Annotated in this window: 23 protein-coding genes; 12 read left to right on the top strand and 11 right to left on the bottom strand. The window is 71.7% G+C overall.

The genetic code is table 11. From position 1 onward, the window contains the following. A partial coding sequence (locus RBH18_RS16245; RefSeq protein WP_306208522.1) for a HAMP domain-containing protein occupies nucleotides 1-1,281 on the bottom strand: 1,281 nt, incomplete at its 3' end. A gap of 18 nt (nucleotides 1,282-1,299) precedes the next feature. Further along, on the bottom strand, nucleotides 1,300-1,674 hold the full coding sequence (locus RBH18_RS16240; protein ID WP_306208520.1) for a response regulator transcription factor: 375 nt from the start codon (nucleotides 1,672-1,674) through the stop codon (nucleotides 1,300-1,302). Between the two features lie 148 nt (nucleotides 1,675-1,822). On the opposite strand from RBH18_RS16240, the gene RBH18_RS16235 reads away from it, so the two are divergent. From RBH18_RS16235 to fxsT (RBH18_RS16215), 5 genes are all read left to right on the top strand, one after another. Continuing rightward, nucleotides 1,823-2,059 carry a hypothetical protein gene (locus tag RBH18_RS16235; protein ID WP_306208519.1) on the top strand — a complete coding sequence of 79 codons (237 nt, stop codon included), beginning with the start codon at nucleotides 1,823-1,825 and terminating at the stop codon, nucleotides 2,057-2,059. 165 nt (nucleotides 2,060-2,224) lie between these two features. After that, nucleotides 2,225-4,000, top strand: coding sequence for an anthranilate synthase family protein (locus tag RBH18_RS16230; protein ID WP_306208517.1), 1,776 nt, complete (start codon nucleotides 2,225-2,227; stop codon nucleotides 3,998-4,000). 378 nt (nucleotides 4,001-4,378) lie between these two features. Beyond that, a complete protein-coding gene (fsxC, locus tag RBH18_RS16225) occupies nucleotides 4,379-5,512 on the top strand; it encodes an FxsC protein (RefSeq protein ID WP_306208516.1) in 1,134 nt (377 codons plus the stop codon). Between the two features lie 146 nt (nucleotides 5,513-5,658). Next, nucleotides 5,659-6,333, top strand: coding sequence for a TIR-like protein FxsC (locus RBH18_RS16220; RefSeq protein ID WP_306208514.1), 675 nt, complete (start codon nucleotides 5,659-5,661; stop codon nucleotides 6,331-6,333). Further along, the gene (fxsT, locus tag RBH18_RS16215; RefSeq protein ID WP_306208512.1) at nucleotides 6,330-10,217 is read left to right on the top strand and encodes an FxSxx-COOH system tetratricopeptide repeat protein; all 3,888 of its coding nucleotides are present in this window, start codon (nucleotides 6,330-6,332) and stop codon (nucleotides 10,215-10,217) included. The genes RBH18_RS16220 and fxsT (RBH18_RS16215) overlap by 4 nt, the downstream gene beginning before the upstream one ends. Here fxsT (RBH18_RS16215) and RBH18_RS16210 read toward each other — a convergent pair. The 4 genes from RBH18_RS16210 to RBH18_RS16195 are packed head-to-tail and all read right to left on the bottom strand — an operon-like array spanning nucleotide 10,190 to nucleotide 13,374. Beyond that, nucleotides 10,190-11,212, bottom strand: a complete 1,023-nt coding sequence (locus RBH18_RS16210) for an aKG-HExxH-type peptide beta-hydroxylase (RefSeq protein WP_306208510.1) — start codon at nucleotides 11,210-11,212, stop codon at nucleotides 10,190-10,192. The genes fxsT (RBH18_RS16215) and RBH18_RS16210 overlap by 28 nt on opposite strands. After that, nucleotides 11,209-12,342, bottom strand: a complete 1,134-nt coding sequence (locus RBH18_RS16205; protein ID WP_306208508.1) for an FxsB family cyclophane-forming radical SAM/SPASM peptide maturase — start codon at nucleotides 12,340-12,342, stop codon at nucleotides 11,209-11,211. The genes RBH18_RS16210 and RBH18_RS16205 overlap by 4 nt, the downstream gene beginning before the upstream one ends. Beyond that, the gene (gene fxsA, locus RBH18_RS16200; protein WP_306208507.1) at nucleotides 12,335-12,532 is read right to left on the bottom strand and encodes an FxSxx-COOH cyclophane-containing RiPP peptide; all 198 of its coding nucleotides are present in this window, start codon (nucleotides 12,530-12,532) and stop codon (nucleotides 12,335-12,337) included. Before fxsA ends, RBH18_RS16205 begins: the two co-directional genes overlap by 8 nt. Then, complete coding sequence (locus tag RBH18_RS16195; protein ID WP_306208505.1) at nucleotides 12,529-13,374, bottom strand: aminoglycoside N(3)-acetyltransferase; 846 nt, start codon at nucleotides 13,372-13,374, stop codon at nucleotides 12,529-12,531. Before RBH18_RS16195 ends, fxsA begins: the two co-directional genes overlap by 4 nt. A gap of 213 nt (nucleotides 13,375-13,587) precedes the next feature. Here RBH18_RS16195 and fxsT (RBH18_RS16190) point away from each other — a divergent pair, with 213 nt between their 5' ends. Then, nucleotides 13,588-16,386 carry an FxSxx-COOH system tetratricopeptide repeat protein gene (gene fxsT, locus RBH18_RS16190; RefSeq protein ID WP_306208502.1) on the top strand — a complete coding sequence of 933 codons (2,799 nt, stop codon included), beginning with the start codon at nucleotides 13,588-13,590 and terminating at the stop codon, nucleotides 16,384-16,386. Here the strand turns inward: fxsT (RBH18_RS16190) and RBH18_RS16185 are convergent. Continuing rightward, complete coding sequence (locus tag RBH18_RS16185) at nucleotides 16,329-16,829, bottom strand: hypothetical protein (protein ID WP_306208500.1); 501 nt, start codon at nucleotides 16,827-16,829, stop codon at nucleotides 16,329-16,331. The genes fxsT (RBH18_RS16190) and RBH18_RS16185 overlap by 58 nt on opposite strands. Then, complete coding sequence (locus RBH18_RS16180) at nucleotides 16,744-18,603, bottom strand: NAD-binding protein (RefSeq protein ID WP_306208498.1); 1,860 nt, start codon at nucleotides 18,601-18,603, stop codon at nucleotides 16,744-16,746. Before RBH18_RS16180 ends, RBH18_RS16185 begins: the two co-directional genes overlap by 86 nt. 87 nt (nucleotides 18,604-18,690) lie before the next feature. Here RBH18_RS16180 and RBH18_RS16175 point away from each other — a divergent pair, with 87 nt between their 5' ends. The 4 genes from RBH18_RS16175 to RBH18_RS16160 all read left to right on the top strand — a co-directional run bounded on the left by RBH18_RS16175 (nucleotide 18,691) and on the right by RBH18_RS16160 (nucleotide 22,952). After that, on the top strand, nucleotides 18,691-19,137 hold the full coding sequence (locus RBH18_RS16175) for a hypothetical protein (protein WP_306208495.1): 447 nt from the start codon (nucleotides 18,691-18,693) through the stop codon (nucleotides 19,135-19,137). Between the two features lie 467 nt (nucleotides 19,138-19,604). Further along, on the top strand, nucleotides 19,605-20,438 hold the full coding sequence (locus RBH18_RS16170) for an LLM class F420-dependent oxidoreductase (protein ID WP_306208493.1): 834 nt from the start codon (nucleotides 19,605-19,607) through the stop codon (nucleotides 20,436-20,438). Beyond that, the gene (locus tag RBH18_RS16165; protein WP_306208491.1) at nucleotides 20,435-20,905 is read left to right on the top strand and encodes a TIGR03668 family PPOX class F420-dependent oxidoreductase; all 471 of its coding nucleotides are present in this window, start codon (nucleotides 20,435-20,437) and stop codon (nucleotides 20,903-20,905) included. Before RBH18_RS16170 ends, RBH18_RS16165 begins: the two co-directional genes overlap by 4 nt. A gap of 49 nt (nucleotides 20,906-20,954) precedes the next feature. After that, nucleotides 20,955-22,952, top strand: a complete 1,998-nt coding sequence (locus tag RBH18_RS16160; protein ID WP_306208489.1) for an SCO7613 C-terminal domain-containing membrane protein — start codon at nucleotides 20,955-20,957, stop codon at nucleotides 22,950-22,952. A gap of 194 nt (nucleotides 22,953-23,146) precedes the next feature. Here RBH18_RS16160 and RBH18_RS16155 read toward each other — a convergent pair whose 3' ends face one another. Next, nucleotides 23,147-23,416: a hypothetical protein gene (locus RBH18_RS16155; RefSeq protein ID WP_306208487.1), complete on the bottom strand. Its 270-nt coding sequence runs from the start codon at nucleotides 23,414-23,416 to the stop codon at nucleotides 23,147-23,149. A gap of 125 nt (nucleotides 23,417-23,541) precedes the next feature. Then, on the bottom strand, nucleotides 23,542-24,063 hold the full coding sequence (locus RBH18_RS16150; protein ID WP_306208485.1) for a MarR family winged helix-turn-helix transcriptional regulator: 522 nt from the start codon (nucleotides 24,061-24,063) through the stop codon (nucleotides 23,542-23,544). 83 nt (nucleotides 24,064-24,146) lie between these two features. On the opposite strand from RBH18_RS16150, the gene RBH18_RS16145 reads away from it, so the two are divergent. After that, nucleotides 24,147-24,344: a hypothetical protein gene (locus RBH18_RS16145; RefSeq protein ID WP_306208482.1), complete on the top strand. Its 198-nt coding sequence runs from the start codon at nucleotides 24,147-24,149 to the stop codon at nucleotides 24,342-24,344. Between the two features lie 293 nt (nucleotides 24,345-24,637). Then, nucleotides 24,638-25,630, top strand: coding sequence for an ATP-binding protein (locus RBH18_RS16140; RefSeq protein WP_306208480.1), 993 nt, complete (start codon nucleotides 24,638-24,640; stop codon nucleotides 25,628-25,630). Between the two features lie 165 nt (nucleotides 25,631-25,795). Here RBH18_RS16140 and RBH18_RS16135 read toward each other — a convergent pair whose 3' ends face one another. Next, nucleotides 25,796-26,605, bottom strand: a complete 810-nt coding sequence (locus RBH18_RS16135) for a metal-dependent hydrolase (protein ID WP_306208478.1) — start codon at nucleotides 26,603-26,605, stop codon at nucleotides 25,796-25,798. Nucleotides 26,606-26,680 lie beyond the last annotated feature (75 nt).

The raw sequence follows: 26,680 nt of genomic DNA, 5'->3' as shown, positions 1-26,680 counted from the left end.
GGCGACCAGCTGCTGCTCGCGCTCGTAGAGGCGGGCCAGGTGCACCGCGCGGCCCAGGTCGTTGGCGACCACCTCGGTGAGCCGGACCTCGACCGGGTTCCAGGCGGGCCCGGCGTCGCGCACCAGGGTCAGCGCGCCCAGCAGCTCCTCGCCGCCGCTGACCGCGACCGTGAGCACGGGCCCGCCGAACGTCTCCGCCGCCTGCCGCTCGGGCTCGGGCGGGACGACCGGCCCGGCGTCGCCGGACGCCCACACATCCCCGGTACGCAACCACGTGACGTCGATCCCGCCCAGGTCCGCGAGGACGCCGCCCGCGTGCTCGTCCCGGAGGCTGACCTGCGCCGGGACGTCGGTCTGCCCGGGCGCCATGCGCAGCAGCACGTGATCCGCGCCGATGGTGGCGGCGGCGCCCTCGATCGCCTCGCGCACCGCGTCCTCGACCTTGAGGTGGGCCCGGATGCGATAGCCCAGCGCCCGCACCTCGCCGCGGAGCCGGGCGATGTCCGCCTCGGCCCGCCGGATGCGCTCGTGCTCCTCGGCCATCTCGTTGATCGCCAGCGCGACCGCCCGGATCTCGGTGGGCCCGCGGCCCGGGTCCGCGCGCGCCTCGAGCTCGCCCGCGCGGCGCCGGTCGATCACCGCGCCGACCCGGGCCAGCGGACGGGTGATCCGGCGGGCGGTCAGCGCCGCGGTGGCCAGGGCGACCACGGCGGCCAGCACGGTGAGCGCGACGACCACGGCGGTGGTCACCTGGCTGAGGCGCGAGCTGCGCCGCTGCAGGTCGGCCGCGCGCGTGGCGAGGCTCGTGTCCAGGGTCTCGTTCACCGCCTGGAAGGCCTGGAAGAGCGGCTTGCCCTGATTCACGTACGCCGCCGCGGCAGCGCTGCGCGGCGGGGCCAGCCGCTGCTGCTCGGCCAGCCGCCACCACTGGTCGGCCCGGTCGATCTGCTCGTCGACCGAGACCCGCTCGTCGCTGCGCGCCAGGGCGGTCAGGTCTGCGGCCGACTGCTCGTAGGCGGTGCGTGCCGCGGAGTAGGAGTCGAGCAGCTGCCCGTCGCCGGTGAGCAGGTAGCCGCGCAGGCCGCGCTGGGCGTCACCGAGGGTGGTGCGGAGCTCGGCGTTGGCCAGTTCGAGCGGCTGGACGTACTCGGAGAGCTCCTTGACGACCCGGTGCTGCAGGGTCAGCGCGGTGGTCTCGGCGGCGCCGGTGGCGACGATCAGCACGACGACCGCGCCGAAGGCCCGGGTGAGCAGGCGCCCGACGGACCGGTTGCGGGTCATGGGCGTGGGACTCGCGGGTCAGGCCCGCGCCCGGGTCAGCAGGGCCTGGATGCGCGACACCAGCTCCCGCGGGCTGAAGGGCTTGGTCACGTAGTCGTCGGCGCCGGCGCTGAAGCCGCCCTCGACGTCCTGCTCCTGCACGCGGGCGGTCAGCATGATGATCAGGATGCCGGCGGTGGCGGGGTCGGCGCGCAGCATGCGGCAGACGTCGATGCCAGAGAGCCCGGGCATGGAGACGTCGAGCACGGCCAGCGTGGGCCGGCGGGCCCGGGCCTGCTCCAGCGCGGCCTGGCCGTCCTCGACGGGGACCACCTCGAGCCCGGCCTGTTCGAGCTTGAACGCGACCAGATCCCGGATGTCCGCGTCGTCGTCGGCGACCAGCACCACCGTCACGGCGTACCCCCAATTCATCCCTTACCGGGACGATATCGGTTTCCCCAGCCGGATGTTTGGTCCTCCCGCAACCGCACCGCAACTCGGGCGCAGCACGAATGCATCCTCGGCGCGGTGTTCTTGATCCAAGCACCCGCAGGAGGAGATCATGACCGCCGTGGACCTCGACGACGTCCGTATCGAAGCCCTGTTCCTGTCCGACCTGCAGGGCTCGGACCAGCCGACGCCCGAGTCGATCCGCGCCGCGGTCACCGAGACGGTCGGCCGGCTGGGCGAGGGTGGCTGCGCCGCGCTGGTCGCCCAGGAGTTCGGCGAGCACCCCGACTGCGCCCCGACGCGGATGAAGTGGGCGCGCGGCGCGGTGCGGAAGGCGTACACCGCCTGACTCTGCTAGCCTCTGCCCCATGCACGCGCGATTGAGCATGTGGTGGCCCGCCTGTCCGGCGGCCCCTGCTCGCGCGTAATCACTCACGCGGCCGCCTCCCCGAGGCGGCCGTCGGCTTGTGTGCCGGGCAGCCCCGGCGGCGGTCCCCGACCCGATCGAGGACCCATGAAGCCCTTCGCCCTGCTGCACCGCGACGGCGCATCGCACGTCGAGCTCCTCCACGGCGACGTCGTGACCGTGCCCACGCTCGCCGACATCCCGCTCCCCTCCGGCACCGGCCCGCAGACGCTCGCCCTGATCCCCTACCGGCAGATCGCCGAGCGCGGGTTCGAGTGTGTGGACGACGAGGCGCCGCTGGAGTGCCTGCGGGTGTCGTCGGTCAGCCTCCTCCCCGTCGACCGGGTCATCGCCGACATGCCCGGTGAATTGTCCGTTTCCGACGGCGCGTTCGATCTCGACGACCAGACATACGCCGGCATCGTGGCGGACGTGCTGCGGGACGAGATCGGGCACGGCGAGGGCGCCAACTTCGTGATCCACCGGGTGTACGAGGCGACCGTGTCGGGCGATCCCGTCGACGCGGCACGGGCGGCGTTCCGGCGGCTGCTGACCGGCGAGAGCGGTGCGTACTGGACGTTCCTGGTGCACACCGGCACCCGTACGCTGGTCGGCGCCACCCCGGAACGGCACGTCAGCGTGGCCGACGGGCTGGTCATGATGAACCCGATCAGCGGCACCTACCGGCACAGCGACCCGCGCGGGCTCGCCGCCTTCCTCGCCGACCGCAAGGAGATCGAGGAACTGCACATGGTCCTCGACGAGGAGCTCAAGATGATGGCCACGGTCGCGGAGCACGGCGGTCAGGTCGTCGGCCCGTACCTGAAGCACATGGCGCACCTCACCCACACCGAGTACCTCCTCGCCGGCCGCGGCTCCCTCGACGTGCGCGACGTGCTGCGCGAGACGATGTTCGCGCCGACCGTCACGGGCAGCCCGATCGAGAACGCCTGCCGCGTCATCGCCCGCCACGAGCGCCGCGGCCGAGGGTACTACGGCGGGGTGCTCGCCCTGCTGGGCCACGACGACGAGGGCCGGCAGACCCTGGACGCGCCGATCCTGATCCGTACGGCGTCGATCTCCCCCGCCGGCGAGCTGCGCGTCCCGGTCGGCGCCACCCTGGTCCGCCACTCCACGCCCGCGGACGAGGTCGCCGAGACGCACGCCAAGGCCGCCGGGGTCCTCGCCGCCCTGCACGGCCGCGCCGCGTCCGGCTTCGAGCCGCCGGTCGCCGACGACGCCGCCCTCGCCGCTCGGAACGAGGGGCTGTCCCGGTTCTGGCTGGACGAGCGGACCCCGGGCCAGCCGTCCCTCGGGCGCACCGCGGTGATCGTCGACGGGGAGGACACCTTCACCGCGATGCTCACCCACCAGCTGCGAGCGCTGGGACTGAGCGTTTCCGTCGTCCCGTGGAGCGCTCCGGCCGTACCCCCGGCTGATCTTTTGATTTTGGGACCAGGCCCGGGGGACCCGGCGTCGGAGTCGCCCAAGATGGTCCGCCTGCGTGGCCTGGCGGCCGACGCGCTGGAGAGCGGCCGGCCGATCCTCGGCGTGTGCCTGGGTCACCAGATCCTCGCCGGGGTCCTGGGCCTGCCGCTGCAGCGCCGTGACGCGCCCTATCAGGGGCTGGCGCGCGACATCGACCTCTTCGGAGCGACGCGCCGGGTCGGCTTCTACTCCAGCTTCACCGCCCTGGCCGGTTCCGCTCCCGGCGTGGAGCTCGCCGCGGACCCCGACGGTACGGTCCACGCGCTGCGCGGTGCGGGATTCGCCGGCGTGCAGTTCCATCCCGAATCGGTGCTGAGCAGGGACGGCATGGCAGTGCTGGGCGACTTGTTGCCGGCACTTCTCGAACGGGTGATTAGCCCGTCGGTGAGCGGGTAGCGAAAGGGTGTCGGTGGTTCAGGCGGATCGAGAGCCTCCGCCTGGGCCACCGGCCCCGAACGGGTGACCCTCCGATGGCCGTTCCGCGCGCCGTTGCGCCGGACAACGAAGACACGCCGGGGACCGTACCCGGCACCACCATCAGGGCATCGAATTCTGTCTTTATTCCGACTGTTTCGGGGTTGCGGGCGCCCCTACTCTGGAGCGGATCGACCTCTTCGGCAGCGCCTCCGTCGCCCGGGGCATCCCGCGCCGAGGCGAGGGCCGGCGAAAGAGGACGCCCATGGACATGCTCCGGTCGACCACCCGTTTGGCACCCCGACATGTTGTCGCTACGCTAGCTGTCGTCCGACAACTTCGGCGGGCGGGATCCTGACTGTGTCCTCCTTCTTCCTCAGCTCGGCGGCCGGCGACGACGATCCATGGGTCCGGCAGTTCTTCGACGATCTGCGCCGGCTCGTGCCCGAGTCCACCGCCTCCTGGCTGGGCACCCTCGGCAACGGCGATCAGCATCCCGGCCCCGAGCACCTGTTCCGGCTCGCGTCCTGCGACGTGTTCCTCGCCCTGGTTTCGCCGCGCTATCTCGGCTCGGAGAGCTGCGGGCGGCAGTGGCGGGTCTTCGCGGACCGCTACCCGCCCGGCATGCGGGCCACCGCCATGATCCCCGTCTGCTGGGACCGCACGGCCGCGCCCCCACCGGAGCTGGGCCCGCTGCTCGCCCCGCCGGCGGTCGACGGCGACCAGCGCGACCTGCGCGAACTCATCCGGCTGCGCAGCCTCCGGCCCCGCTACGAGGCGTTCCTGAGCACCGTCGCCGCGCACGTCGTGGCCGCCGGCCGGTCCACACCGGCGCCGCCGGTCGAGCCGCCCCGCGACCTCACCACCGTGCACAGTGCCTTCACACCGGTCCGCCCGGGGCCCCGGGTCCACTTCGTCATCGCGGCCGCCTCCCGCGAGGAGATGGACGAGGTCCGCAGCAACCTGGCCTTCTACGGCGACGGGGCACTCGCCTGGACGCCGTACCTGCCGGCCGACCCCGAATCCCTGGCCAGCCGGGCCCGCCTGCTCGCCGCCGACCGCGCGCTGCCCGCCGACCTCGCCGCCCTCGAGGACGTGCCGGAGCTGATCGAGCGGGCCCGCGCCGACCGCGAGATCGTCGTCATCCTCTGCGACTGGTGGCTGACCCAGCTCGACGCCTATCAGCGCGTCCTCGCCGAGATCGACCGGCGCGGCCTCGGCGACACGGCGCTGCTGGTGCCGGCCAGCCAGCTCGACGAGGAGACCACCCAGCACCTGGCCGAGCTCCGCTTCGGGCTGCGCACCACCTTCCGGGCCGCCGCGTCCGGGCGGCAGCCGCTCGTGCGCACCGAGATCCCGAGCTCGCACGACTTCGACGCGGACCTCGCCGGCCTGCTCGAGGAGGCCCGCAACCGGCTCTTCCGGGGCAGCCGCCTGCCGCGCTCCCCCGACGACGGACCCGCCGTCCCCCGGCCGATCCTGCGGGGGCCCTAGTGTCTGTGCCGACAGGGGGACCGGGCCGCGGCGGGCCCAGCCGACGCCTGCACCTCGCCTCGCCACCGGCCCTCAGTCGACACATCCCCGTACACTGTGTGATCGAAGCCCTACGATTGTTCCTCCTCGGGAGCTCGCCCGTGGGTATGCCTGAACCTCCGCCGCGCTTCTTCATCAGCTATGTCCACCACTCCGCCGAGGACAACCGGCTCGTCGAGAAGTTCTTCCTCGACCTCTGCAACGACGTGCAGGTGTTCTCCAGCAAGGACGACGGGACGGGATTCTGCGACACCTCGCTGCAGCTCGGCGACCGCTGGTCGGACGGGCTGGTCGAGGCACTGAGCACCGCTCAGGTCTTCCTGCCGCTGCTCAGTCCGTCCTACTTCCGCAGCGAGGCCTGCGGCAAGGAGTGGACCGTGTTCGAGTCCCGGATCGCACCCGCCGGCCGGAGCACCTCGATCATCCCCCTGCTCTGGGTGCCGATGGACACCCTGCACCCGGTCGCCGACCGCTACCAGTACAGGGAGGCGGCCTTCGGCGACGAGTACGAGAGGGTGCGGCTGCGGCGGCTGATCCGCGGCGCCCAGGCCGTCTACAACGACTTCGTCCAGGTGCTGGCGCAGCGCGTCGTGGAGCTCAGCACCGGCCGGCCCGTGCCCCCGGCGACCGACCGGCCCGGCTTCCACCAGATCGCCAGCGCCTTCGCCGCCACCCGCCGCCCGCCCACCGCCGTCCCGCCGCGCCCGCGCAACCGGGCACCCCGGCCGCCCCGGCGCGACCTGCCCCTGCTCAATCCCAACCTTCCCGAGGACCAGCGATGACCGGCGCCGACGCCGGCCCCGGCGGCCGGATCATCACCTTCTACAGCTACAAGGGCGGCACCGGCCGCACCATGGCACTCGCCAACGTCGCCTGGCTGCTGGCCACCCACGGCTACCGCGTGCTGACCATCGACTGGGACCTCGAGTCGCCGGGCCTGCACCGCTACTTCCAGCCCTTCCTGCGCGACAAGGAGCTGCGCAGCTCCGACGGCCTGCTCGACCTGGTCCGCCGGCACTCCGAGGAGAGCCTGCGCCCGGGCGGCCCGTCGAGCATCCGCCTCCAGTCCTACGCCGCCTCGCTCGACTGGGACTTCCCCCGCGGCGGCCTGCTCGACTTCGTCCCGGCCGGGCGGCAGAACGAGGGCTACGCCAAGGCCGTGAGCACCTTCGGCTGGGACACCTTCTGGCACCAGGGACAGCAGCTCCTCGCCGACCTGCGCGAGGAGATGGCCCGGCACTACGACTTCGTGCTGATCGACAGCCGGACCGGCACCAGCGACACCGGCGGCATCTGCACCGTGCACCTGCCCGAGAGCGTGGTCAACTGCTTCACCCTCAACAACCAGAGCATCGTCGGCGCGGCGGCCGTCACCCGGTCGATCGTGAGCCAGGACCCGGAGATCACCGTCTATCCCGTGCCGACCCGCATCGAGGACGGCGAGAAGGCGAAGCTCGAGCGCGGCCGCGTCTTCTCCCGCCGGATCTTCGAGCCGCACCTCAAGTTCCTCGGCGGCGAATCCCCGGACAACTACTGGAACAGCGTCGAGGTGCCTTACATCCCCTATTACGCGTACGAGGAGATCCTCGCCGTCTTCGGGGACATGCCGGAGCAGAACGGCCGGCTGCTCGGGCCGTACGTGCGGCTGGCGTCCCGGCTCGCCGGCCACGACTGCCCGGCGGAGAGCATCCCCGAGTCGGAGCGGGCGCGGGTGCTGGGCGCCTTCGAGCAGAACATCCCTCGGGACAACCGGACGGTCGTGGTCGCGTACGCCCCGCTGGACCGGATCTGGGCCGAGTGGCTGCGCGACCGGCTCGACAGCGGCGCGCACCGCACCTCGATGCTCAACATCCGCGACTCGGTCCCGGACCTCGACAAGGTCGACCACCTCGTCGTGATCTACTCCCGCGACCTGCTCGCCCGCGAGGGTGGCCTGCGCCTGCTGCGTCAGATGTACGACAGGCTGGGCTCCGACGTCCCGTCCGTCGCCGCGGTCCTCCGGGTCGACGCGACGCCCCTGGAACGCACCGTCCCGCCGCGCGCCCTGATCGACGTGATGGGCGCCGCCGAGGACCGCGTCCTGGAGATGACGTCGCTCGCCCTCGGCCTCGACCCGGTCCTGCGACCCGGCCCCGCCCAGGGCGCCGACAGCATCCGCTTCCCGGCCGACCGGGCGCCCCACTTCGAGGTCGGCCTCAACCGCAACCCGCGCTTCTCCGGCCGCGGCGGCGTCATCGAGGACATCCGCGAGCGCCTGCTCACCCGCCGCCCCGACGGCGCCCAGCTGGCCCTCGTCGGGCTGCCCGGCGTGGGCAAGACGCAGACCGCGCTGGAGTACTGCTACCGGTTCGCGGCCGCGTACGACGGGATCTGGTGGATCTCCGCCGCCCAGCCGGCCCGGCTCCGCCTCGCCCTCGCCAACATCGCCACCCAGCTCGCCCTGCCCGGCGACAACGTCGAGGAGCAGGTCGCCGCCGTCCTGGCCGCCTTCCGCAGCGCCGCCCCGGTCCGCCGCTGGCTGATCGTCCTCGACAACGTCGACGAGCCCGCCGACCTGCGCGACCTCCTCCCCGCCGGCCCCGGCCACCTGCTCGTCACCTCCCGCAACCCCCGCTGGGCCGACGCCCTCGAAGCCATCGACGTCAGCGTCTTCAAACGCACCGAGAGCGTCGAGCTCCTCGGCCGCCGCGTCCAGGGCGTCGCCCGCCCCGACGCCGAGCGCCTCGCCGACCGCCTCGGCGACCTCCCGCTGGCCCTCGAACAGGCGGGCGGCATGCTCAGCACCACCGGCATGGCCGTCACCGACTACCTCCACCTGCTGAACCACCGCGCCGCCGAGACCATGAGCGGCAACGCCCCGGCGACCTACGACCAGACGGTCGCCTCGACGGTGGGCCTCGCCTACGACCGGCTCGCCGCCAACAACCCCGCCGCCACCCGGCTGATCGAGCTTTTGGCGTTCCTCGCCCCCGAGGTCATCCCGTACCGCATGATTAGCAACAAGCAGATGACAACGCTGCTGGCTCCGATCGACCCCACGATGCACGACCCGGCCCGGCACGTCGCCCTGGTCCAGGAGATCGGCCGCCTGGGCCTGGCCCGCGTCAACGCGGGGATGAACGAAGCCGGCCCGGAAAGGCGTGGCGTCGTGGTCCACCGTCTAACTTCCGATATAGTACGCTCGCGCCTGGACGAAGCGGGACAAAATACGCGTAGGCGGGAAATCCAGAGCGTGCTGGCCGAAACCGACCGGGGCAACCCGGACAATGCCGAAAATCGCGCCAAGTACGAAGCGATCCGCCCCCACCTGGAAGCGAGCGGCGCGCTGTCGGCCAAGGAGCCGGAGACCCGCCAGCTGGTCATCGACATGGCCCGCTACCTGTACGTCCGCGGCGACTTCGCCGCGTGCGAGGAACTCTCGCAGGCTGCACTCCGCTCGTGGATCCCCCAGTCGGGTGAGGATGACGTCTGGGTGCTTCGCCTCCGTCGCAACCTCGCGCTGGCGCTGAGCAGCATGGGCCGCGACGCCGAGGCGTACGCGATGAACGAGGACAGCTTCGCCCGTCTCACCCGTACCCGCGGCGAAGACGATCCCTACACTCTCAACACCGCGATGCTCCTGGGCGTGGATCTCCGCGCGCGGGGCGAGTACGAGAAGGCCGCTGATCTCGACCGGCGCACCTTCCAGGGTCTCCGCGCCGTCTACGGCGACGACAGCCGCGAGACGTTGAACGCCGCGAACAACTTGGCCGTGTCATTGCGCCTCACAGGTAACCTGCGGGAAGCCGAACGCATCGACCGCGACACCCTCGAGCGGCGCCGGAAGATTTTGGGACCCGATCATGTCGATTCGATCTCTTCCACCGAGAATCTTGGTGGCGATCTCGTCGAACTGGGCGAGTTCGAGGCCGCCCGCAGCCTCCTGGAATCGGCATACCGGACCAGCATCCGAGTCAGAGGCGAAACACATTATCGGACTATTCGAATCGGGCATACGTACTCCGTCACTCTGCGTCGACTCAACGTGGTCGATGACGCCGCCGATGTGATCGACGGCACGGTGCGCAGTGCGCTGCAGGGTCTGCGGCCTGAACACCGCCTGACGTTGAGCTGCCAGTTGGAGCAGGCGGATGTCCGGTGGGCGCAGGGCCGGATCGGCGAGGCGCGGTCGCTGGGCGAGCTGGTCTACAAGACTTTCCGGGAAACGCGTGGCGCCGATCACCCGGAGACGATGGTGTTCGCCCACGACCTCGCGATCTTCCGTCGCGAGGCCGGCGACCTCGATGAGGCGCTACGGCTGGCCGAGCAGGTCTTCGACCGGCTGGACACCCTGTTCCCGCCGGCGCACTCCTACACGGTGGCGAGCCTGATCACGCTGGCGAACGCGCAGTTCGCGCTCGGAAAGCTGAATCTGGCCGCGAAGACGGACGCCGAGGTGCTGGGGCGGCTCCGCCGGTCCGCCTTCGACGACAGCCATCCGGCGCTGCTCGCGGCCCTGTCGAACTGGGTGCTCAGTCACCAGGACACCGACCCGGTGGGCGCGAAGCGCTATCGCGACGAGGCGATCGGCAAGCTCCTGATCAGGCTGGGGCCGGACCACCCCAGCACCCGCGCGGCCCAGGAGGGGCGTCGGATCGATCAGGACATCGCGCCCTTCGCGGTCTGACGGGCCTGCTCGGCCTCGGGCGCCCAGTCGTTCAGGGTCGCGCCCAGCTCGGTGACGAAGAACTTGCCGTGCTGGGTCAGCTCTCCGGATGACATGAGCTGGTCCAGTGCATAGCAGACCTGTTCATGCCAGTGGGCGAAGAGGCGCTCGGCGTGGGCCTGCTCGTCGCCGGTGGTGTGGAGGCGGCGTTGCTTCCAGAAGCCGGTGACGCCCGTGAAGGCGTACACCCCTTGCAGCAGGGCCGACGCCGGCCGTGGGTCGGGCCGCCAGGGTGCGTGCCACACTGCCGGCCCGTTCTCGGCGCACAACGGCAGCAGGTCGAGGAGGGCGTTCAGCTTCTCGTGCTGGAACTCGTGCACCAGCAGCTCGGCGGCCGTCACCGGATCATCCGGCACCGACATGCCGATGGCGCCGAAGCTTCCTCGCGCCGAGGCGCTGGTCTGGCTGCCGTCGGCCGGTGTGCGCAGGGGCACGATCGCTCGCAGCGCCAGCCGCATGGCGGACGCGTGCGCGGGCTGTTCCCGGAGAAGGAGATCCCAGGCGGCGTCCAGCGTCCGGGCAAAGGCGGCTCTCTCATCCGGCGGCAGCGGGGGCAGCACGGGCTTGCCGAACTGATTCCGCAGCGGGTCCCGATCCATGATGACCGCTGGGAGGCGACCCCTCGGTTCCGTGGCCGACATCAGAGCCACGAGATAATCAGCCGCCTGTGGTCCGGCGTCGCCGGTGAGCACGGAGCGGGACCACGCACCGAGGAACGGATGCCGGAGCAGGTCTCGTCCGCGCTCGGGCGCCTCCCTGTCGACGCGTGCCACCAGGCTGATCGCGGCGCCGAGATCAGCGGGAAGCTCCGCCGCCCGCACAGCGACAGCCACGAGACCGAGCCGCCGCATCGAGAGCTGCCCGTCGACCAGGAGCTGGATGGCGTCGTCAGCACCGTGGCCGCGGGCGAGGCCGGCCAGCTGCTCCTCCGTGATGACGAACGTCCGGCCGTTCATGCCGCGAGTTTCAGGTCGCTGCGCACCCTGTCATTGATGTGCCGGATGAGCTTGTCCAGATCGGCACAATAGACGGACCGATGCGCGAAGCTGCCGTCGTTTCCGTAGCGATGCGACGTCTGGCCACCCCCGCAGATGTCGACAATCGGACAGCTCTGGCACTCTGCCGGCAGCCGGCCGAGCGTACGGTGCATGTCCAGGACGCGGGGATGCCGCATCGCGTCGTCGAGCGTGTGCCGATGCACGGACAGACCGGTGGCGCCGAGGCCGGGAGCCGTGGTCTTGAGCGCGTCCGTCGCCTCCAGCTGACCGTCCGTCTCGATCGTGATGGCCCGTGCCGAGTTCAGTCCGACGGCCTCGGTGTCGCTGGAGCCGCCCAGCAGCATGGAGATGATCGACTCGAAGAGCCGGACGCCGGTCTGCCGCCGCGGCGCCGAGAACCACCTGTCGAAGATGGGGATCAGCCAGTCCGCATATGCGGTGCCACCGTGGCCTGCCGGAGGATGCACCCAGTTGGCCAGGGGTAGCAAAAGGTCGATCTGGGGCGGATGCAGTGCCAGCAGATCCTCGTACGTCGTCAGCGGGTCGTTGTCCAGGTCGACGGTGCACAGCAGCCCTGTCCACTGGTCACCGGCCGCGCGCAGGCGGGCGATCCCCCGTTGCACCAGGGCGAAGCTCGGGTGGCCGTTCGCGAATCGACGGTGCCGGTCATTGGCCTCGCGACCGCCGTCGACGCTGATGCCGACGCCGATGTCGTGCCGCGCGAAGACGTCGGCGAACCGGTGGTCGACGAGGGTGCCGTTGGTCTGCAGTGTCACGTCCACCGAAGTGCCGGCCGGCACCGAGCCCCGGATGCCGTTGACCATGTCCTCGATCACCGCCGGTCCCGCGAGCAGCGGTTCTCCGCCATGCAGGACGACGAAGACCTCCTCCAGCCGATGAGTCTCGGCGTGCTCGCCGATCCGCGCGCCGACTGCCGCGATGGTCCGCCGGCTCATCACTTTCGGCCGGTCGCGCCAGCTCTGGTCGACGTGGTGATAGACGTAGCAGTAGTCGCATGACAGGTTGCAGCGGCTGTGCAGCTTGACGATGAACTGCTGGAACGGAAGTTCCCGGACGGGCTCATTCATGACGCGGGGCGGGGCGGCGCAAGGGAGCCGCATTGAAGGCCGCCACCCGCTCCCGGGTGCCGGAGGTGGCGTCTTCCACGACCCGGCGCAGGCAGTGGTCGAGCACGGTGTCGCCAGCACCCCGGAGCGCCAGTAGCTCGTCGAGAGGCAGATCGGCAGCGCGCAAGAGACCGGTCTCGAACGAAGTCATCGGTTCTCCTTCTCAGGGCCGGGAGCGGAGGGGACGTGCAGGGGTCGCCGGCCCGGGAGCCAGCCCTCAGCGAAGCGCACCGCGTCGCGGAGTGGAAAGAGGCGGCTCACCGCTGCGCCGACCGTCTTCCTGGTGAGAATCCCGCCTTCGCCGCAGGCGGACTCGAATGCTTTCCCGAGAAGATCGAAGTCACGGGCATCGAGCCCGATCGTCTCGTATGCTACCCACTCGCGACCGCGTTCGGTCCTTACCACCGCAGTCAATTCGACGACCGGCAGTCCGGGCAGACGGGACTCGGCGAGATGAAATGCGGTGCACGACTCGTAACCGACCCCGAGCAGGAGCACCTTGGCTCCGGCGCGTTCCAGCGCCGCCACGGGCGAGCGGTCACCGAGCAGACTGGACAGGTCGTGCACGGCCAGCAACTCGGCCGCCCGGGCACCGACCGCCGCGAAAGAGGTCAGCGGATGAGCGCTGCGTACGGCGCCTGGCCAGGTGCGCACCCGTTCAGCCACGGCTCCCATGGCGGCGCTGGGAGTGAGCTGCGGGTCGAAGGCGGGCAGGTCCCGGAGGATCTCGGGCCACCACGCGGGGGGCACTGGGTCGTGATTCCAGCGCTCCGGATGTCTGTTGTACGGCGTCTGCGCCGGGACGACGAGGGTCCCGTCCGGACCGGTCGCGGCCAGCAGTGCCTGCACCACGACGGTCGGGCCGCCGCACACCCAGCCGACGGATCGCAGCGAACTGTGGAGCAGAATCACATCGCCCGGACATACGCCGAGGTGAATGAATTCACGTTCGAGCGATGTGACCGTCAACAACACTTCCTTGGGTGCAGCCATCCGTTTCCTCCCGGCGGATCGTCCCCTTCCATCCTGGCGCCATCGGCCGGTCGGACGATCTGTTCTGGCAAGGACCGCCGGAAGTTGACGGCGGCTGACGGAGGCCGTCCAATGGACTTCTTCCGATTGGCAGAACCTGACATCTGTTGACGTTGGACGGAGGGCTCGCGCGTGCCGACGGCTCCCCGATCGGGTCCGGCTGCCAATGGGCCGTTGCGCGATCTCACCGCGGCCCTCCAGGAGTTGCACCGCGCTGCGGGCAAGCCGGCCGCCCGGAAGGTCAGCACGGCAATCCGGGACAACGACGCTCTCCGCGACACCGTCAGCCACGAGACGGTGAACGCGATGCTGCGCGGCAACGGCATCCTGCCGAAGTGGGTCAAGGTCGAGTGCGTCGTCCGCCAGCTCGCGACCTGGTCGGTGACCGGTCTCGACGCCGACCGAGAGGTACGCCGCTTCCATCAGTTGTGGCTGGCCGCCAGCGACGAGCCCGGTCAGACGGCTCCTGCCCCGTTGCGCAACGACTTCGTGGCGCCACCGCTCCGGGCATCTTTGCCGCAGCAGCCCCTCGCCGGCCCCACAACCACCAACGCTCCGGCACGAGGGCGACACTTCACCGGGCGCGAGCAGCTCCTCGATCAGATCCGCGCGGGGCTGACCAGCTCGGCGGAGCCCCCGCTGCCGGTGGTGGGGCTCGGCGGCGTCGGCAAGACCCAGCTCGCCATCGAGTATCTGCACCGGTGGTCACGGGAGTACGACCTGGTCTGGTGGGTTCCGGCCGAGCACCCGTCGCAAGCCATCGCGGCGCTGTCCGCGTTGGGCGACCAGCTCGGCATCCGCGCGTCCGCCGACATGCGGCAGACCATTCGCACAGTGCTCACCGCGCTCGAGGGCAGCTCTCTACGCTGGCTGCTGGTCTATGACAACGCCGACCAGCCCGGCGACCTCACGAATCTGGTGCCCGCCGCGGGTGGCCACGTGATTGTCACCTCACGCAATGCCGCCTGGTCCTCGGTGACGGACACGGCGGTCCAGGTCGGCGTGTTCGATCGCGAGGAGAGCATCGAGTTCATGCGGGCATGGGGCGTCGTGGCGACGGCCGAGGACTGCGACGCGCTGGCGGAGCAGCTGGGCGACCTGCCGCTGGGCCTGGAACAGGTATGCGCCATGCAAACCTCCACCGGCATGCCCGTCGCCGAGTATCTGCGCCTCTTCGCCGAACACTTCGACGAACTCCTGGCCGCCGGGCGTCGCGCCGGCTCCCGCACCACCACAGTCACGACTTTTGTGAACGTCGCCGCTGCCCGGCTGCGGGAGGATTCCGTGGCCGCAGTGCAACTGCTCGAACTTCTGTCCTTCATGGCTCCCGTGCCCGTGCCGATAGCCCTGCTTCACCGCGGACGCGACGCCATGCTCACACCGCCGCTGGGACGGGCGCTGTACCGCACCGATGAGTTGCTTCGTCTCGCAAGACAGCTCTCCCGCTACGGCCTGGCCCAAGTAAGCCCCGACCAGGAGGAGATTCAGGTCCATCGCCTCGTTCAGCTCGTCGTCCGCGATGGATTGCCCGAGCAGACGGCGGTTCAGCGACGGCTGGACGTCCATCGGCTCCTCGCGGCGGCGAACCCTGGTAGACCGGAAGACACCCGGACGTGGCCGCAGCATGCCGAGATCGGACCGCATCTGAATGCTTCCTACGCCACTCACTCGACCGTCATCGAAGCGCGCGAGGCGGTCGCCGATCAGATCCGTTACCTTGAGCGCGTCGGCGACTTCGAGGCGTCCGTCCAGCTGGCCCGGCAAGCACTCGGCGCTTGGCGTGCCATCGAAGATCTCGGACCGACGCACCGGCTGACCGTCCGCGCCACCCGGAACCTCGCGAATGCGCTCCGAGCGCTCGGACACTACGCCGAGTCCCGGGAAATGATCTCTGACACGTGGAATTCGCTGCGCGCGGACCCGACGTACGGTGAGAAGCATCCTGACACGCTCGGGCTGGCTGCGATCGTGGCCTTCTACCTACGGTTCGACGGCGACTATCCGGAGGCCTACGACGTCGACAACCGCCGAGTCGCGACGATGCGTGAAATCTACGACGATGACGACCCACGTGTGCTTCTGGCCGCCAGTAACCTCACCATCAACCTCCGGCTTCTGGGCCGTTCGGAGGAGGCTCTCGCGATCGACTCGGATCTGCTCGCCAGGTCGGAGCGGGCCGACGGAGGCGCCCAGGCCAACGTTCTCGTCACCGCCCGGAACCTGGCATGGGACCTGCTGGACCTCGGACGGACCGAGGAGGCTCTGGCTCTGCAGCAGTCGAAGATGCCGCGCCGGAACAGACATGATTACTGGTTCGTCGCGATCAGAACCATGGCCGTGGGGCAACGGAGACTGGGACGGCAGCAAGAGTCAATGGGGTTCGCCACCGACAACTACCGGGGGTGTCAGGAGCGGTTCGGGCCCGATCATCACCTGACTTTGGCGGCGATCATGACGTATGCGAACACGTTGCGGGCTGTGGGGGATGCGATTGGGGCTCGGAGTCTGGCCACGGAGGCGTACGACCGGTATCGGCGGCTTTTCGGGGAGCAGAATCCGCTGACGCTGGCCGCCGCGACGAACCTTGCGGTGGTGTTGCGGGCGCTCGGGCAGTGGCGGGAGGCGCACAACATCGATGAGGTGACCTATGACGAGACGGCGCAGAAGCTGGGGCACGAGCATCCGCACACGCTGATCACCGCGATCGGGCTGACCAATGATCTCGCTCATCAGCAGATGCGCAAGGAGGCCGTCGATCTCGGGCAGGTGACCTTCGACCGGCTGGTCCGGGTGCGGGGTGAGGAGCACCCCGAGACGCTTGTGGCCGCCGTCAATCTGGCGCTGGACAAGGAGGGTGATCATCCGGCGGCCGTGGCTCGGCTGGCCCGGGCGCTCGGGGACGATCACCCCGGTGTTCAGGCGGCGGCCGCCGGGGCTCGCTTGGAGTGTGACATCGAGCCGCCGCCCACGTAGCCTCGGCGCCGGGCCTTGGGGGGCCAGACCACGTGGACGGTCTTGCCCTGGTCGCGGGCCAGCGCCACGGTGTGGGCGGTGCCGCCGTACGTGCCGTCCTCGCTGCCGTCCCAGACCGCCACGAGGATGTCGCAGTTGTCGAGGACGGCGGCGCTGGCGGCGGCGTACCTGTGCTCCGGGCGGGCGTCGTGCTGGACACGCCGCACCTGGCGGGCGGAGCGGAGGAGGCGGCGGGTGGTGCGGCGGCCGGGCGGGCCGGCCAGGATGACGTCGAAGCTGCCGCGCAGGGAGCGCACGGCCTTGGCGAAGAGGCTGTCGGCGCCCTCGGCGAGGCAGGTCACGCCGTGCAGGTCGCCGTCACCGGCCAGCTCGGCGAGCGTTGTTCTGAGTTCCCGGTAGATCGGCCGGGCCGAGCCTCGGGCCAGGCGGATGTGGCCGGTCACGCCGACCCGTGTCACCGTACGCGTCATCGGTCTCTCCGTCCGTCACTGCAAGTGTGCCCTCGGCCAGACGTACCACTTGGAAGCCGGCGTCGGCGAGGATCGCCGGCAGGTCTCGCATCGCCGCGCGGGCCTTCTCGCGGTCGCCGTCGGCGAGATCGTCCCAGGCCCGGACGTACGGGGACCGCTTCGCCGCCTCGTCACGCCGGCTCCCGTAGCGCCAGCCGGCGGCGGCCGTGTCGAGCCAGCGCTGCTGTTCGGCCGCCGCCAGCAGGTCGATCTCCCCGGGGGTGAGACGGAAGTCATCCGGTCCGGTGCGCGCCACGATCGTGCAGCCGATCGCGTGCAGCTTGGCGCCGATCGAGCCGGCCTGGGCCCGGCTGGAGCGGCGGCGTTCCTCGTCGAGGTCGGCCCAGTCCACGAGGGCCGCCGGGTCGGTCGGTTCGGCGGGGCGGCGGCGGGCGGAGATCACGTACCGTTCGTGGATCAGCCGGGCCAGCCGCTCGACCAGGTCCTCGGCGATCAGGTCGGGGTCGCAGGCGAGGGTGTTCTTCGGGATCAGGCGGATCTTGCCGTTCACCTGGTCGAGCAGGGGCTGACCGGACTCGTCGCCGAACGCGTCCGTCAGCCCGGCGAACCGCTCGACCGGCACGAAGATCCGCCCGCGCACCCGGTGCCACAGCTCGTGGGCGGTGAGGGCGAGCTGGAGGCCGTACTCCTCGTCGCGGTAGCAGAACCAGGCGTCGTCGTAACGCAGATCACGGCGGGCGCGCAGGAGGGCGGACAGCTCCAGGTCGTACGCGGACACGGCGCACGCCTCGTCGACGATCACGTACCGTTCGCGCAGCCCGGCCAGGATCGCCGCCGCCCCGGGGGCCACGAGGTCGATGCGCAGACGGGAGGCGTCGTCCTGCCGCCTGAGCCGCCAGTTGCGCGCCACGCCGACCAGCAGGGCCCGGGCGAACGGCGCGTCACCGGCGATCAGCAGCCGGGGCGGGCGGGCTCCGGCCGGTCGGAGCGGCCGCTGGGTGAGCAGGACGTGCACCGCCAGCTGGTCGAGGTTGAAGAAGTCCAGCCGCAGCCCGGGGGACGCGTCCACCCCGAGCCGCCGGGCCTGCAGGGTGACCGCCCGGTCCGGGTCGTGGATCTGGGCGTACACCATGGCCTGTCCGCCGTTGCTCCCGAGCACGCGGCCGGCGGTGGTGGCGATGGCCACATTGGTGGCGCTGTCGTCGGTGCAGGCATAGATGGTGGTCGCGCGCAGCACGCCGGCCCCGCGCAGCACGTCCGGGTCGGTCGCGTCGCCGGTGATGCCGAGCAGGCGGCCGCGGCGCAGCTCCAGCGGGCCGATGGTCCGGCTCCGGACGAGCACCGTACGCCGCCGCGCCCGCGCCAGATTCCGGGCCAGCGCGATCGCGGCCGCCGAGTCGCCGCAGACGATCGAGTGCCCGCGGGCGTTGCGGGCGCGGATGCGGTTGAGCTGGGTGGCCAGCAGCAGGCGACCGGCCTCGGCCAGGGCGAACAGCGTGACGGCGGGCGCCGCGAACCGGGCGAGCTGCAGGCTGAGCGGGAAGTCCGTGGCCCCCTGCAGCGGGTCGGCGCCCAGGACGAAGAGCTGAAGATCGCAATACAGCAGATTGAGGAAGGTACGCCCGTCGAGCGCCTCCTGCCGGAAATACTGATCGAGGCCGATGTAGCCGAGCATGAGTGCCACGAGCGCCAGCCCGACGAACCCCAGCCGGACGACCACCGCGGTGCGCCGCCCCGAGGGAACCATAGATACATGTTGTCACGGTGCTGCTACTTGGCGCATTCTGTCGTACCCCGTGGCTAGGTTGATCGCGTCCACACACGAGGGAGAGTCATGGGCGCGTCTCAGTGGGGCTATCACGTCCCCTACCAGCCGGATCTGGCCAAGGCACTGCGCGAGCTGAAGGAGCAGGTGCTCGCGGACGGCGACTATTGGTGGGCTGTGCCCCGGGAGCTCGGGAAGCCGGCGGCGGCGTTCCCGCACCGGCCCCGCACGCACGAGGAGCTGTGGGCCGACACGGACGTGCAGGAGGAGGGCACCCACTCGATCCTGGACATGTCCCACATGATCGAGCCGGGAGACTATGACGGGCCGGGCACGGTGGAGCCGGTCACGGCCGAGCAGGCGCTGCTGGCCACGGGCACGGCCACGCCGACCCGGGCGCATGCCGAGGCGCTGCGGGAGCTGGCCGGGGAGCGGTGGTTCGGGCGGTGCGCGGTGCTGCACGACGAGCGGGGGCGGCCGGCGGAGCTGTTCTTCTTCGGTCACTCGGGCGACTGAAAGGCGGGGTCACTCGAGCGACCGACGGGGGCTCACGCGCCGGTCATCACGGCGGGCGTCGGGCCGCATGGGCCGGGGCCAGCCGCTCGTCACCTGGCTTGACGCGCGGCCCTCTCGCGGGGCCGCCGCCACCGCCGCCGTCGCCACCGCCGCCACCGTCGCCATTGCCGCCACCGCCGCCATTGCCGCCACCGCCACCGTTGCCGCCGCCGCCGTCGCTAGCCGTCGCGGTCGATCGTCGTCGCCGATGCTTCGTCGTTACCGTCGCTCGTCGCCTGCCGTGGCTCGCCGACCATCGTCTGCCGCCACTCGCCGTCGCTATCGTCGCCCGCCGCCGGCGCTGGTGCTCGCCATCGGCCGGCGACGCTCGTCGTCACCTGTCATCGGCATCGCTCGCTGGCGCTGGCGGTGGCGGTGCGTCTCGGTGGGCCGCGCCGGGAGGGTGGGGGCGTGCGAGACTCGGCGGCATGGAGTTCGGTGCCGGTTATTTTCCTACCCATGACGGCATGCGGCCCGGCGAGATTGCGCGGCGGGTCGAGGAGCGGGGGCTGGGCGCCCTGTTCTTCGCCGAGCACACGCACATCCCGGCGAGCCGCGCGACGCCCTACGGCGCGGGCGGCGAGTTGCCCCGGAAGTACTGGCACACGTACGACCTCTTCGTCGCCCTCACCGACGCGGCGGCGGCCACGTCGCGGTTGCGGGTGGGCAGCGGGGTGTGCCTGGTCGTGGAGCGGGACCCGATCACGACGGCCAAGGAGGTCGCGTCGGTCGATCATCTGTCCGGCGGGCGGCTGGAGTTCGGGGTGGGCGCCGGCTGGAACAGGGAGGAGATGGCCAACCACGGCACCGACCCGCGCACGCGGATGCGGTTGCTGAGTGAGCGCGTACGGGCGATGCAAGCAATCTGGACCGAGAGCGAGGCCTCGTTCGCCGGCGAGTTCGTCGCGTTCGAGCGCATCTGGTCGTGGCCCAAGCCGGCCCAGCGCCCGTACCCTCCGGTGCTCGTCGGCGGGGACGGGCCGACCGTCCTGGACCGCGTCCTCGAGTACGGCGACGGGTGGTTCCCCAACTTCACGAAGAACCCGGCGCTGTTCGACCGCATCGCGGAGTTGCGCGCCCGCGCCGAGCGCCCGCTGCAGGTGCAGTTGCTGAGCGTCCCGCCCGATCCGAAGGTGCTGGAGCGGCTCGAGGACGCCGGCGTCCACCGCGCGTCGGCCTGGCTGCCGTCCGGCCCGTGGTCCGTCGTCGAGCCCGCCCTCGAACGCTGGGAGCGCGCGATCGGCGACTTCACCGGCCGATGAGCCGCGCCGAGCGCTTCGCCGCCGAGCGCTTCAGAGCCGCCCGCTCGGCCCGCCTCGCCACGGTCACCCCGGACGGCGCGCCGCACCTCGTACCGATCGTCTTCGCCCTGGTCGAGGGGCCGCCACCGGCCGCGGCCGGGCAGCCCGAGTTCGTCATCCACACGGCGGTCGACGGCAAGCCCAAGCGCCACCGTGCCCTGCAGCGCCTGACCAACATCGCCCACGAGCCCCGCGTCAGCGTCCTCGCCGACCACTACGACGACGACTGGTCCACCCTCTGGTGGGTCCGCGCCGACGGCCTCGCCACCGTCACCGACGAGTCCTCCCCCGAGCTGCTGGCCCGCTACCCCCAGTACGCCTCGGCCCCGCCGCCCGGCCCCTTCCTCCGCATCGTCGTCACCCGCTGGCAGGCCTGGTCGGCGCAGGACCCGGCGCCGGTACCCAGGGGGCCTACCCGGCCGCTCTGAGTACGGCGACTCAGGAGGCGGGCCCCCGGGCGCGGCGAAGATCTACCGCGTGACCACGTACCCCTGCCCGTTCTGCCGCGCCGAGGCCTCCGCAGCCGCCGGATGTCCCGGCTGCGGCCGCGCCCCCGATCCGGACGCCGCCCAGGTCGTCCGGCTGGACGCCGAGATCCCCGTGCTGACCGCCCGCCTCTCCGCTGCGCAGGCCGCGTTCGCGATGGCGCGGTCGGCCGTCGGCAGCACCGACGAGGCGCTGCGGCGGGCCTGGCAGGACCGGGAGGCCGCAGCTGCCCGGGTACGCGCGGCCGTCTCCGCCGCCGCGGGCGCCGCTCCCAAGGCGCCCGCGATGACCGCGCCGGTGACCACGGCGGCCGGCGAACGGTCGGCGGGATTCGTGACGTCCGCGGCGGCCGAGGCGTCGACGCGGGTCATGCAGAACACACTCTTCCTGCTCGGGGGCGTGCTGCTGGCGGTGGCCGCGATCGTGTTCACGGCCGTGGCGTGGTCGCAGTTCGGGCTGCGCGGCCGGGTGACCGTGCTCGGTGTGGGCACCGTGGTCGCACTGGCGGCGCCGCTCGTGGCGGTGCGGCAGCGGCTGCGGGGCACGGCGGAGACCTTCGCCGCGGTCGGCTTGCTGCTGCTCCTGCTCGACGGGTACGCCGCGTGGCACCTCCGGCTCCTCCCGCTCACCGGGCCCGCGGGCTACGCCGGTGCGGTCTGCGCGGTGACGGCCGCGGTCGCCTTCGGGTACGCCCACCTCACCGGCCTGGCCGGTCCCCGGTTCGCCGCGCTTGTGGTCGCCCAGCCCGTGCTGCCTTTGATCGTGTCGCCGATGTCTCCCGGTGCGGCGGGGTGGGCGTACACAATGATCGCGCTCGCCGCCGCGGACCTGGTGGTGATCCGCCTGCACCGGCGTCCCGCCGAGCCGACTGCTCTGGTGTCCTACGCGCTGGGCGCGCTGGCCGTGTTCGTGGCGCTGACGGCCGCGCTGGTGGCGGAGGCGACTGCCACGTCGGCGGGTGCGGCGGCGATCGCGGCGGGCGCACTTCTCGCGGGCGCGCTGGTGATCGTGGCGGGCGCCTTCCAGTCCCGGGTCGCGCCGCTGCGGGAGGTGGCTGCCGGGCTGCTGATCGTCGCGCTCGCGATCGGCGCCGGCCGCCTGGTTCACGTCGCGGGTGGCGACTATCCCGCTCCGGTGCTGGTCACGCTGGTCGTGACGGTCCTGGCCGCGGCGGTCACGCTGACTTCCCGGGTACGCCCGGCAGCCCCCGGACTCCGAGGCGCCCGCATCGGCGCCCTGGCCGTGACCGTCCTCGGACCGCTCACCGAAGTGACGGACCTGGACTGGCGCGTCGTCGTCGTGCTCGTACTCGTCACCGCCGGCGTGGCTGCCCTGGTCCCGTGGCGGGTGGAAGTGACCCTGACGGGAGCGGCGCTGGTAGCCCTCGCTGCACCGGCGGCGTTCGGCTGGCCGTGGTGGACGGCGCTCCTGTGCGACCTGCTCGTGGCGGCGATCGCGGTCATCGGCCGCCTGAGAGGTGGACCCGCCCGGGGCGCGCCGTGGCCGACCGCGATCACGTACGTCCTGCTGGTCCACGCCTCCCTGGTCGCGACCCGCTCGGAGACGACCCGCGCGGCGCTGCTCGGCGTGGCGGCGCTCGCCTGCGTGGCCGGCTGGTGGCTGCGGCGCCGGCGGCCGGGGACGACGAGCTGGGCAGCGTACGGTCCGGTGCTTGTCCTGGCCTTCCTCCCGGCACTCGTGACCGTGCTCGTCACCGAGGGCGGGCCGGTGCGGCGGCTGCTGCTCGGGCTCGGGGCACTGGCCGTCACCGCCGTGGGTGCCGGGGCGCGGCTGCGGGCGCCGGTCGTCGCGGGCGGGGTCGTGCTCACGATCGTCGCGCTGCACGAGGTGGTGCTGGTGTGGGATCTCCTGCCGCGCTGGATCCCGCTCGCGGCGGCCGGGCTGCTCCTGGTCGGCCTGGCCATGACCCTGGAACGCCGCCGCCGCGACCTCCACCGCGTCCGCGCCGCGATCGTCCGGATGAGCTGACACCACCCGAAACCCACCGCACCGCCGTCGGCGCAGGGGCCGGCAGCACCCGAAACCCACCGCGCCACCGTCGGCGCAGGGCTGACAACACCCGAAGCCACCGTGCCGCCGTCCGCGGAGGGGCCGGCAGCGCATGAAGAGCACGAAGGCCGCCGTGCGGGCAGCACGGCGGCCGGGTATGCGGTGCCCGCGGCTCAGTTCTCCCGGACGATGGCCTCGGCGACCCGGCGCAGGTCGCGCTGGTCGGGCACGAAGCCGTCGGCGATGTCCGGGTGCAGCCCGGCCTTCGTCTCGTCGAGGAGCTCGGTCGTCACGGCCTCGACCGGCTCGCCGGCGTAGTCGTGGGAGACCTTGTCCGCGGCGTGCTGAAGGGCGGAGGTGAGCTGATCCTCCAGCGCCCCCTGCAGCTTCGCCTCGACCGGGCTGAGCTGGGCAGGATCCAGGTTGACGTGCGGCTCGACCATGGTGGCGCTCCCCTGTGTACCGTTGATGGCGCGCGGATGTTGCCCCGCGGGGCCGATCGCCAAACTCGTCACCCGCGCGCCGCGACCCCGTAGTGGTGAAAGATCGGCGAAGGTCGTGCCCGGCGCTATTCCGCCGCTGCTCGTGGCTGCTGTGCGGGCAGGTCTCCCGGTTGCCGTGCGGGCAGGTCTCCCGGCTGCTGTGCGGGCAGTTTCGCGGCGGCGATGACGCGGGTGAGCGCCCCGTGCAGAGCCTGCAGCTCCTCGATCGGCATGCCGAGCCGCTCGACCACGGCGGGCGGGATCTTGAGCGCCTCGGCCCGCAGGTCGCGCCCCTTCTCCGTCAGGGTCACGGCGAGGCTGCGCTCGTCGGCGCGGTCCCGCTCGCGGCGCAGGTAGCCGATCGACTCGAGCCGCTTGAGCAGCGGCGACAGGGTGCCCGGGTCGAGCTGCAGCAGCCCGCTCAGCTCCCGCACCGACAGGGGCGCGTGCTGCCACAGCGCCAGCATGACCAGATATTGCGGGTGCGTCAGGCCCATCGGCTCGAGCAGCGGCCGGTAGACGGCCACCACGCTGCGGGCCGCCACCGACAGGGCGAAGCAGACCTGGTGCTCCAGCTCGAGGGGGTCGGTGTCGATCGTGTCACTCATCGCTTGGTTCTCCTCCGGGGAAGTTGTTAGCATACCAATAGTTGGTGCACCAATCATTGGCAGGGCAACGAAGGAGCGGCACGATGGCGAAGGACCCGCGCGAGGGCGGCGCCCTCTGGAACTGGATCTACAAGTACTGGGCCGGACCGGCCGCCGTGCAGGGCGCCGTCGAGGGCGTGACCCAGGAGGCCCGCGACGGCTGGAAACGCGACCTCGAGGAGCGCAAGGCCTACTCCCGCGCCCAGAAGGCAGCCCGCCAGGCCGCACGCCGGGCACGCTGACAAAGCGCCCGGGCAGAGTGACAAAGCGCCCGGGCAGAGTGACAAAGCGCCCGGGCAGAGTGACAAAGCGCCCGGGCAGAGTGACAAAGCGCCCGGGCAGAGTGACAAAGCGCCGGGGCTGAGTGACAAAGCGCCGGGCACGCTGACGCACGAGAGCAACCGAGGCGCACCCGCCGGGGCGGCGCGATTCGGCGAGGCATCACGGGGTACCACTGGGCGGTCCAGCACCGGTCCGCCAGGGTGGTGAGCATGTCCCATCAGCAGCGCGTGCCCCCGCGCCCCGGCCTGTCGCCGTGACCGGCCCGGCCGCGCACGTCGCGCTGATCTACCACGACATCGACGACCTGCTCGCCCAGGTGGCCGCCGTCCGCCACGCCCCCGGCCCGGTCGTGCTCGCCTGCCGCGAGGAGCATCGCGCGCCCCTCACCACCGTGCTGGGCGGCGACCTGCCGGGCACGGTCGACCGCTTGGACGCGTACACCCGCCCGGCCGCCGCCGTCGCGGCCTATCACCGGCTCGGCGACTCGTCACCCGGTGCCGTGGTCATCGGGGAGACCGAGCACGGCGACGACCGGGCCGCCTGGGCCCGCGCCGCGCACTTCGAGGCGGCCCTGGATCTGACGCTGCCGGGCAGCGGCATCACGGTGGTGTGCGCGTACCCGATGAGCACGCCCGCCCTGCTGCTGGCCGCCGTCCGCCGCAGTCACCCGCAGCGGCTCACCGTCGCGGGTCCGGTCACGGAGGCGCAGCACGCCGATCCCGGGGCGGTGCTGCGGGAGCTGGCCGCCGACCGGCCGCCGCCCGTGCCCGCGGTCGAGCCCCGGCTACAGATCGCCGGCTCGGCCTCGATCGCCGATCTCGGCGGCATCCGCCGGCGGCTCACGGACTGCCTCGGTGACATCGCGACGCTGGTCCGGACCGACTTCGTGGCCGCCGTCAACGAGCTGCTCACGAACAGCTACCGGCACGGCGCCCCGCCGGTCGGGCTGACGCTGTGGGTGACTCCGGAGACGGTCGAGTGCCGGGTCACCGATCGTGGGCCCGGGGGGCCGGCGCCCGACGCCGGCTACCGGCCGCGGCCCGACGCGCGCCGCACCGGCATCGGTCTGTGGCTGGCCCGGCAGGCGTGCGACGACATCGGCATGTGGCGCACCGGAGAGACCTTCACCGTCCGGGCCGCCACCGCGAACACCCGGCCCCGCCTGCACAGCGGAGCCCTCGCCCGCGCCGAGACCGCGCACACCCGGGCAGCCGCCCTGGCCCGCCGCAGCCACCGCCCGAAATGACACCGGCCGGAGGACGAAAGACCGGAAAAGGGAAGGCGGAAGACGGAAGGCGGAAGGCCGGACGACGGAAGGCCGAAGTGCGGAAGGCCGGACGACCGGAAGGCAGGACGACGGAAGGCAGGACGACCGGACGCCCAGAAAGCCGGACGACCGGAGGATCAAGGCCTACACGTCCAGGTTGAGCCGCTCCAGCACGTGCGGCGCGAACATCCCGGCGATCGACAGCACCGCCACCACGGTGAAGATCGTGCGCAGCACCACGGTCTCCGTCTTGCCGCCGACCTTGACCGCGATGCTGTTCGGGATGCCGATCATCCGCCACATCCGCCGGTTGATCGGGATCGGCCACAGGATCGGGACGCCGTTCTTCGTGATCATGTCGCCGAAGAGGTGGACCACGCAGCCGACCGCCACCGCGAAGCCCAGCATCGGATAGCCGCGGTCGCCGGGCAGGTTGGCCGCGGTGAACCAGGCGATGGCCCCGGCGGCGACGGTGACGATCACCCAGCCGGCCCGCTCGGCCCACTCGTCGAAGAGCCCGCGCAGCGCCAGGCCGGCCATGAAGAAGACGATGCCGAGCAGGGCCCACTTCCCGTACGCCGTGGCCAGCGCCGTGGTCCCCCACCCGACCAGGGCGGCGAACGGCAGCGTGTGCGTGAAGGTGCGGTGGCCGTTGTTGCGGCGCGGGTCGCGGCTGAGTTTCGTGGCGGTGTAGACGCCGAGCGAGATCTTCTCGACCACCTCCGCGACGAACAGCGAGAACACCCCGAACGTACGCGCCACCGTGGCCCCGCCCTGGTTGCGGGTCACCTTGCCGGACAGGTCCAGGTCGGGCAGCAGCGCACCGCCGGCGCAGACCGTGGCGCCGATGCCCACGGCGAGCGGACTCTGCTCGTACCCGGCGAAGAAGTCCAACGCCCAGCTGCCCGCCAGCCAGACCGCCGCGCCCGAGAGCGCGTGGGACGGACCCATCATCGTCGTTGCCCACCCTTTCGCAGAGGACGCCCACTGTCGCATCAGGGGGCAAGGCGGGCAACGACCGCCACCGTT

This window comes from Actinoplanes oryzae (genome assembly GCF_030757795.1).
Classification (GTDB): domain Bacteria; phylum Actinomycetota; class Actinomycetes; order Mycobacteriales; family Micromonosporaceae; genus Actinoplanes.
This window is presented reverse-complemented; position numbering and strand designations above follow the sequence as displayed.

Coding starts and splice junctions, on each gene's coding strand:
- RBH18_RS16235 (WP_306208519.1), top strand. CDS start 1,823: ATGACCGCCGTGGACCTCGACGACGTCCGTATCGAAGCCCTGTTCCTG.
- RBH18_RS16230 (WP_306208517.1), top strand. CDS start 2,225: ATGAAGCCCTTCGCCCTGCTGCACCGCGACGGCGCATCGCACGTCGAG.
- RBH18_RS16220 (WP_306208514.1), top strand. CDS start 5,659: ATGCCTGAACCTCCGCCGCGCTTCTTCATCAGCTATGTCCACCACTCC.
- fxsT (WP_306208512.1), top strand. CDS start 6,330: ATGACCGGCGCCGACGCCGGCCCCGGCGGCCGGATCATCACCTTCTAC.
- RBH18_RS16210 (WP_306208510.1), bottom strand. CDS start 11,212: ATGAACGGCCGGACGTTCGTCATCACGGAGGAGCAGCTGGCCGGCCTC.
- RBH18_RS16205 (WP_306208508.1), bottom strand. CDS start 12,342: ATGAATGAGCCCGTCCGGGAACTTCCGTTCCAGCAGTTCATCGTCAAG.
- fxsA (WP_306208507.1), bottom strand. CDS start 12,532: ATGACTTCGTTCGAGACCGGTCTCTTGCGCGCTGCCGATCTGCCTCTC.
- RBH18_RS16195 (WP_306208505.1), bottom strand. CDS start 13,374: ATGGCTGCACCCAAGGAAGTGTTGTTGACGGTCACATCGCTCGAACGT.
- RBH18_RS16180 (WP_306208498.1), bottom strand. CDS start 18,603: ATGGTTCCCTCGGGGCGGCGCACCGCGGTGGTCGTCCGGCTGGGGTTC.
- RBH18_RS16175 (WP_306208495.1), top strand. CDS start 18,691: ATGGGCGCGTCTCAGTGGGGCTATCACGTCCCCTACCAGCCGGATCTG.
- RBH18_RS16170 (WP_306208493.1), top strand. CDS start 19,605: ATGGAGTTCGGTGCCGGTTATTTTCCTACCCATGACGGCATGCGGCCC.
- RBH18_RS16165 (WP_306208491.1), top strand. CDS start 20,435: ATGAGCCGCGCCGAGCGCTTCGCCGCCGAGCGCTTCAGAGCCGCCCGC.
- RBH18_RS16155 (WP_306208487.1), bottom strand. CDS start 23,416: ATGGTCGAGCCGCACGTCAACCTGGATCCTGCCCAGCTCAGCCCGGTC.
- RBH18_RS16150 (WP_306208485.1), bottom strand. CDS start 24,063: ATGAGTGACACGATCGACACCGACCCCCTCGAGCTGGAGCACCAGGTC.
- RBH18_RS16145 (WP_306208482.1), top strand. CDS start 24,147: ATGGCGAAGGACCCGCGCGAGGGCGGCGCCCTCTGGAACTGGATCTAC.
- RBH18_RS16135 (WP_306208478.1), bottom strand. CDS start 26,605: ATGATGGGTCCGTCCCACGCGCTCTCGGGCGCGGCGGTCTGGCTGGCG.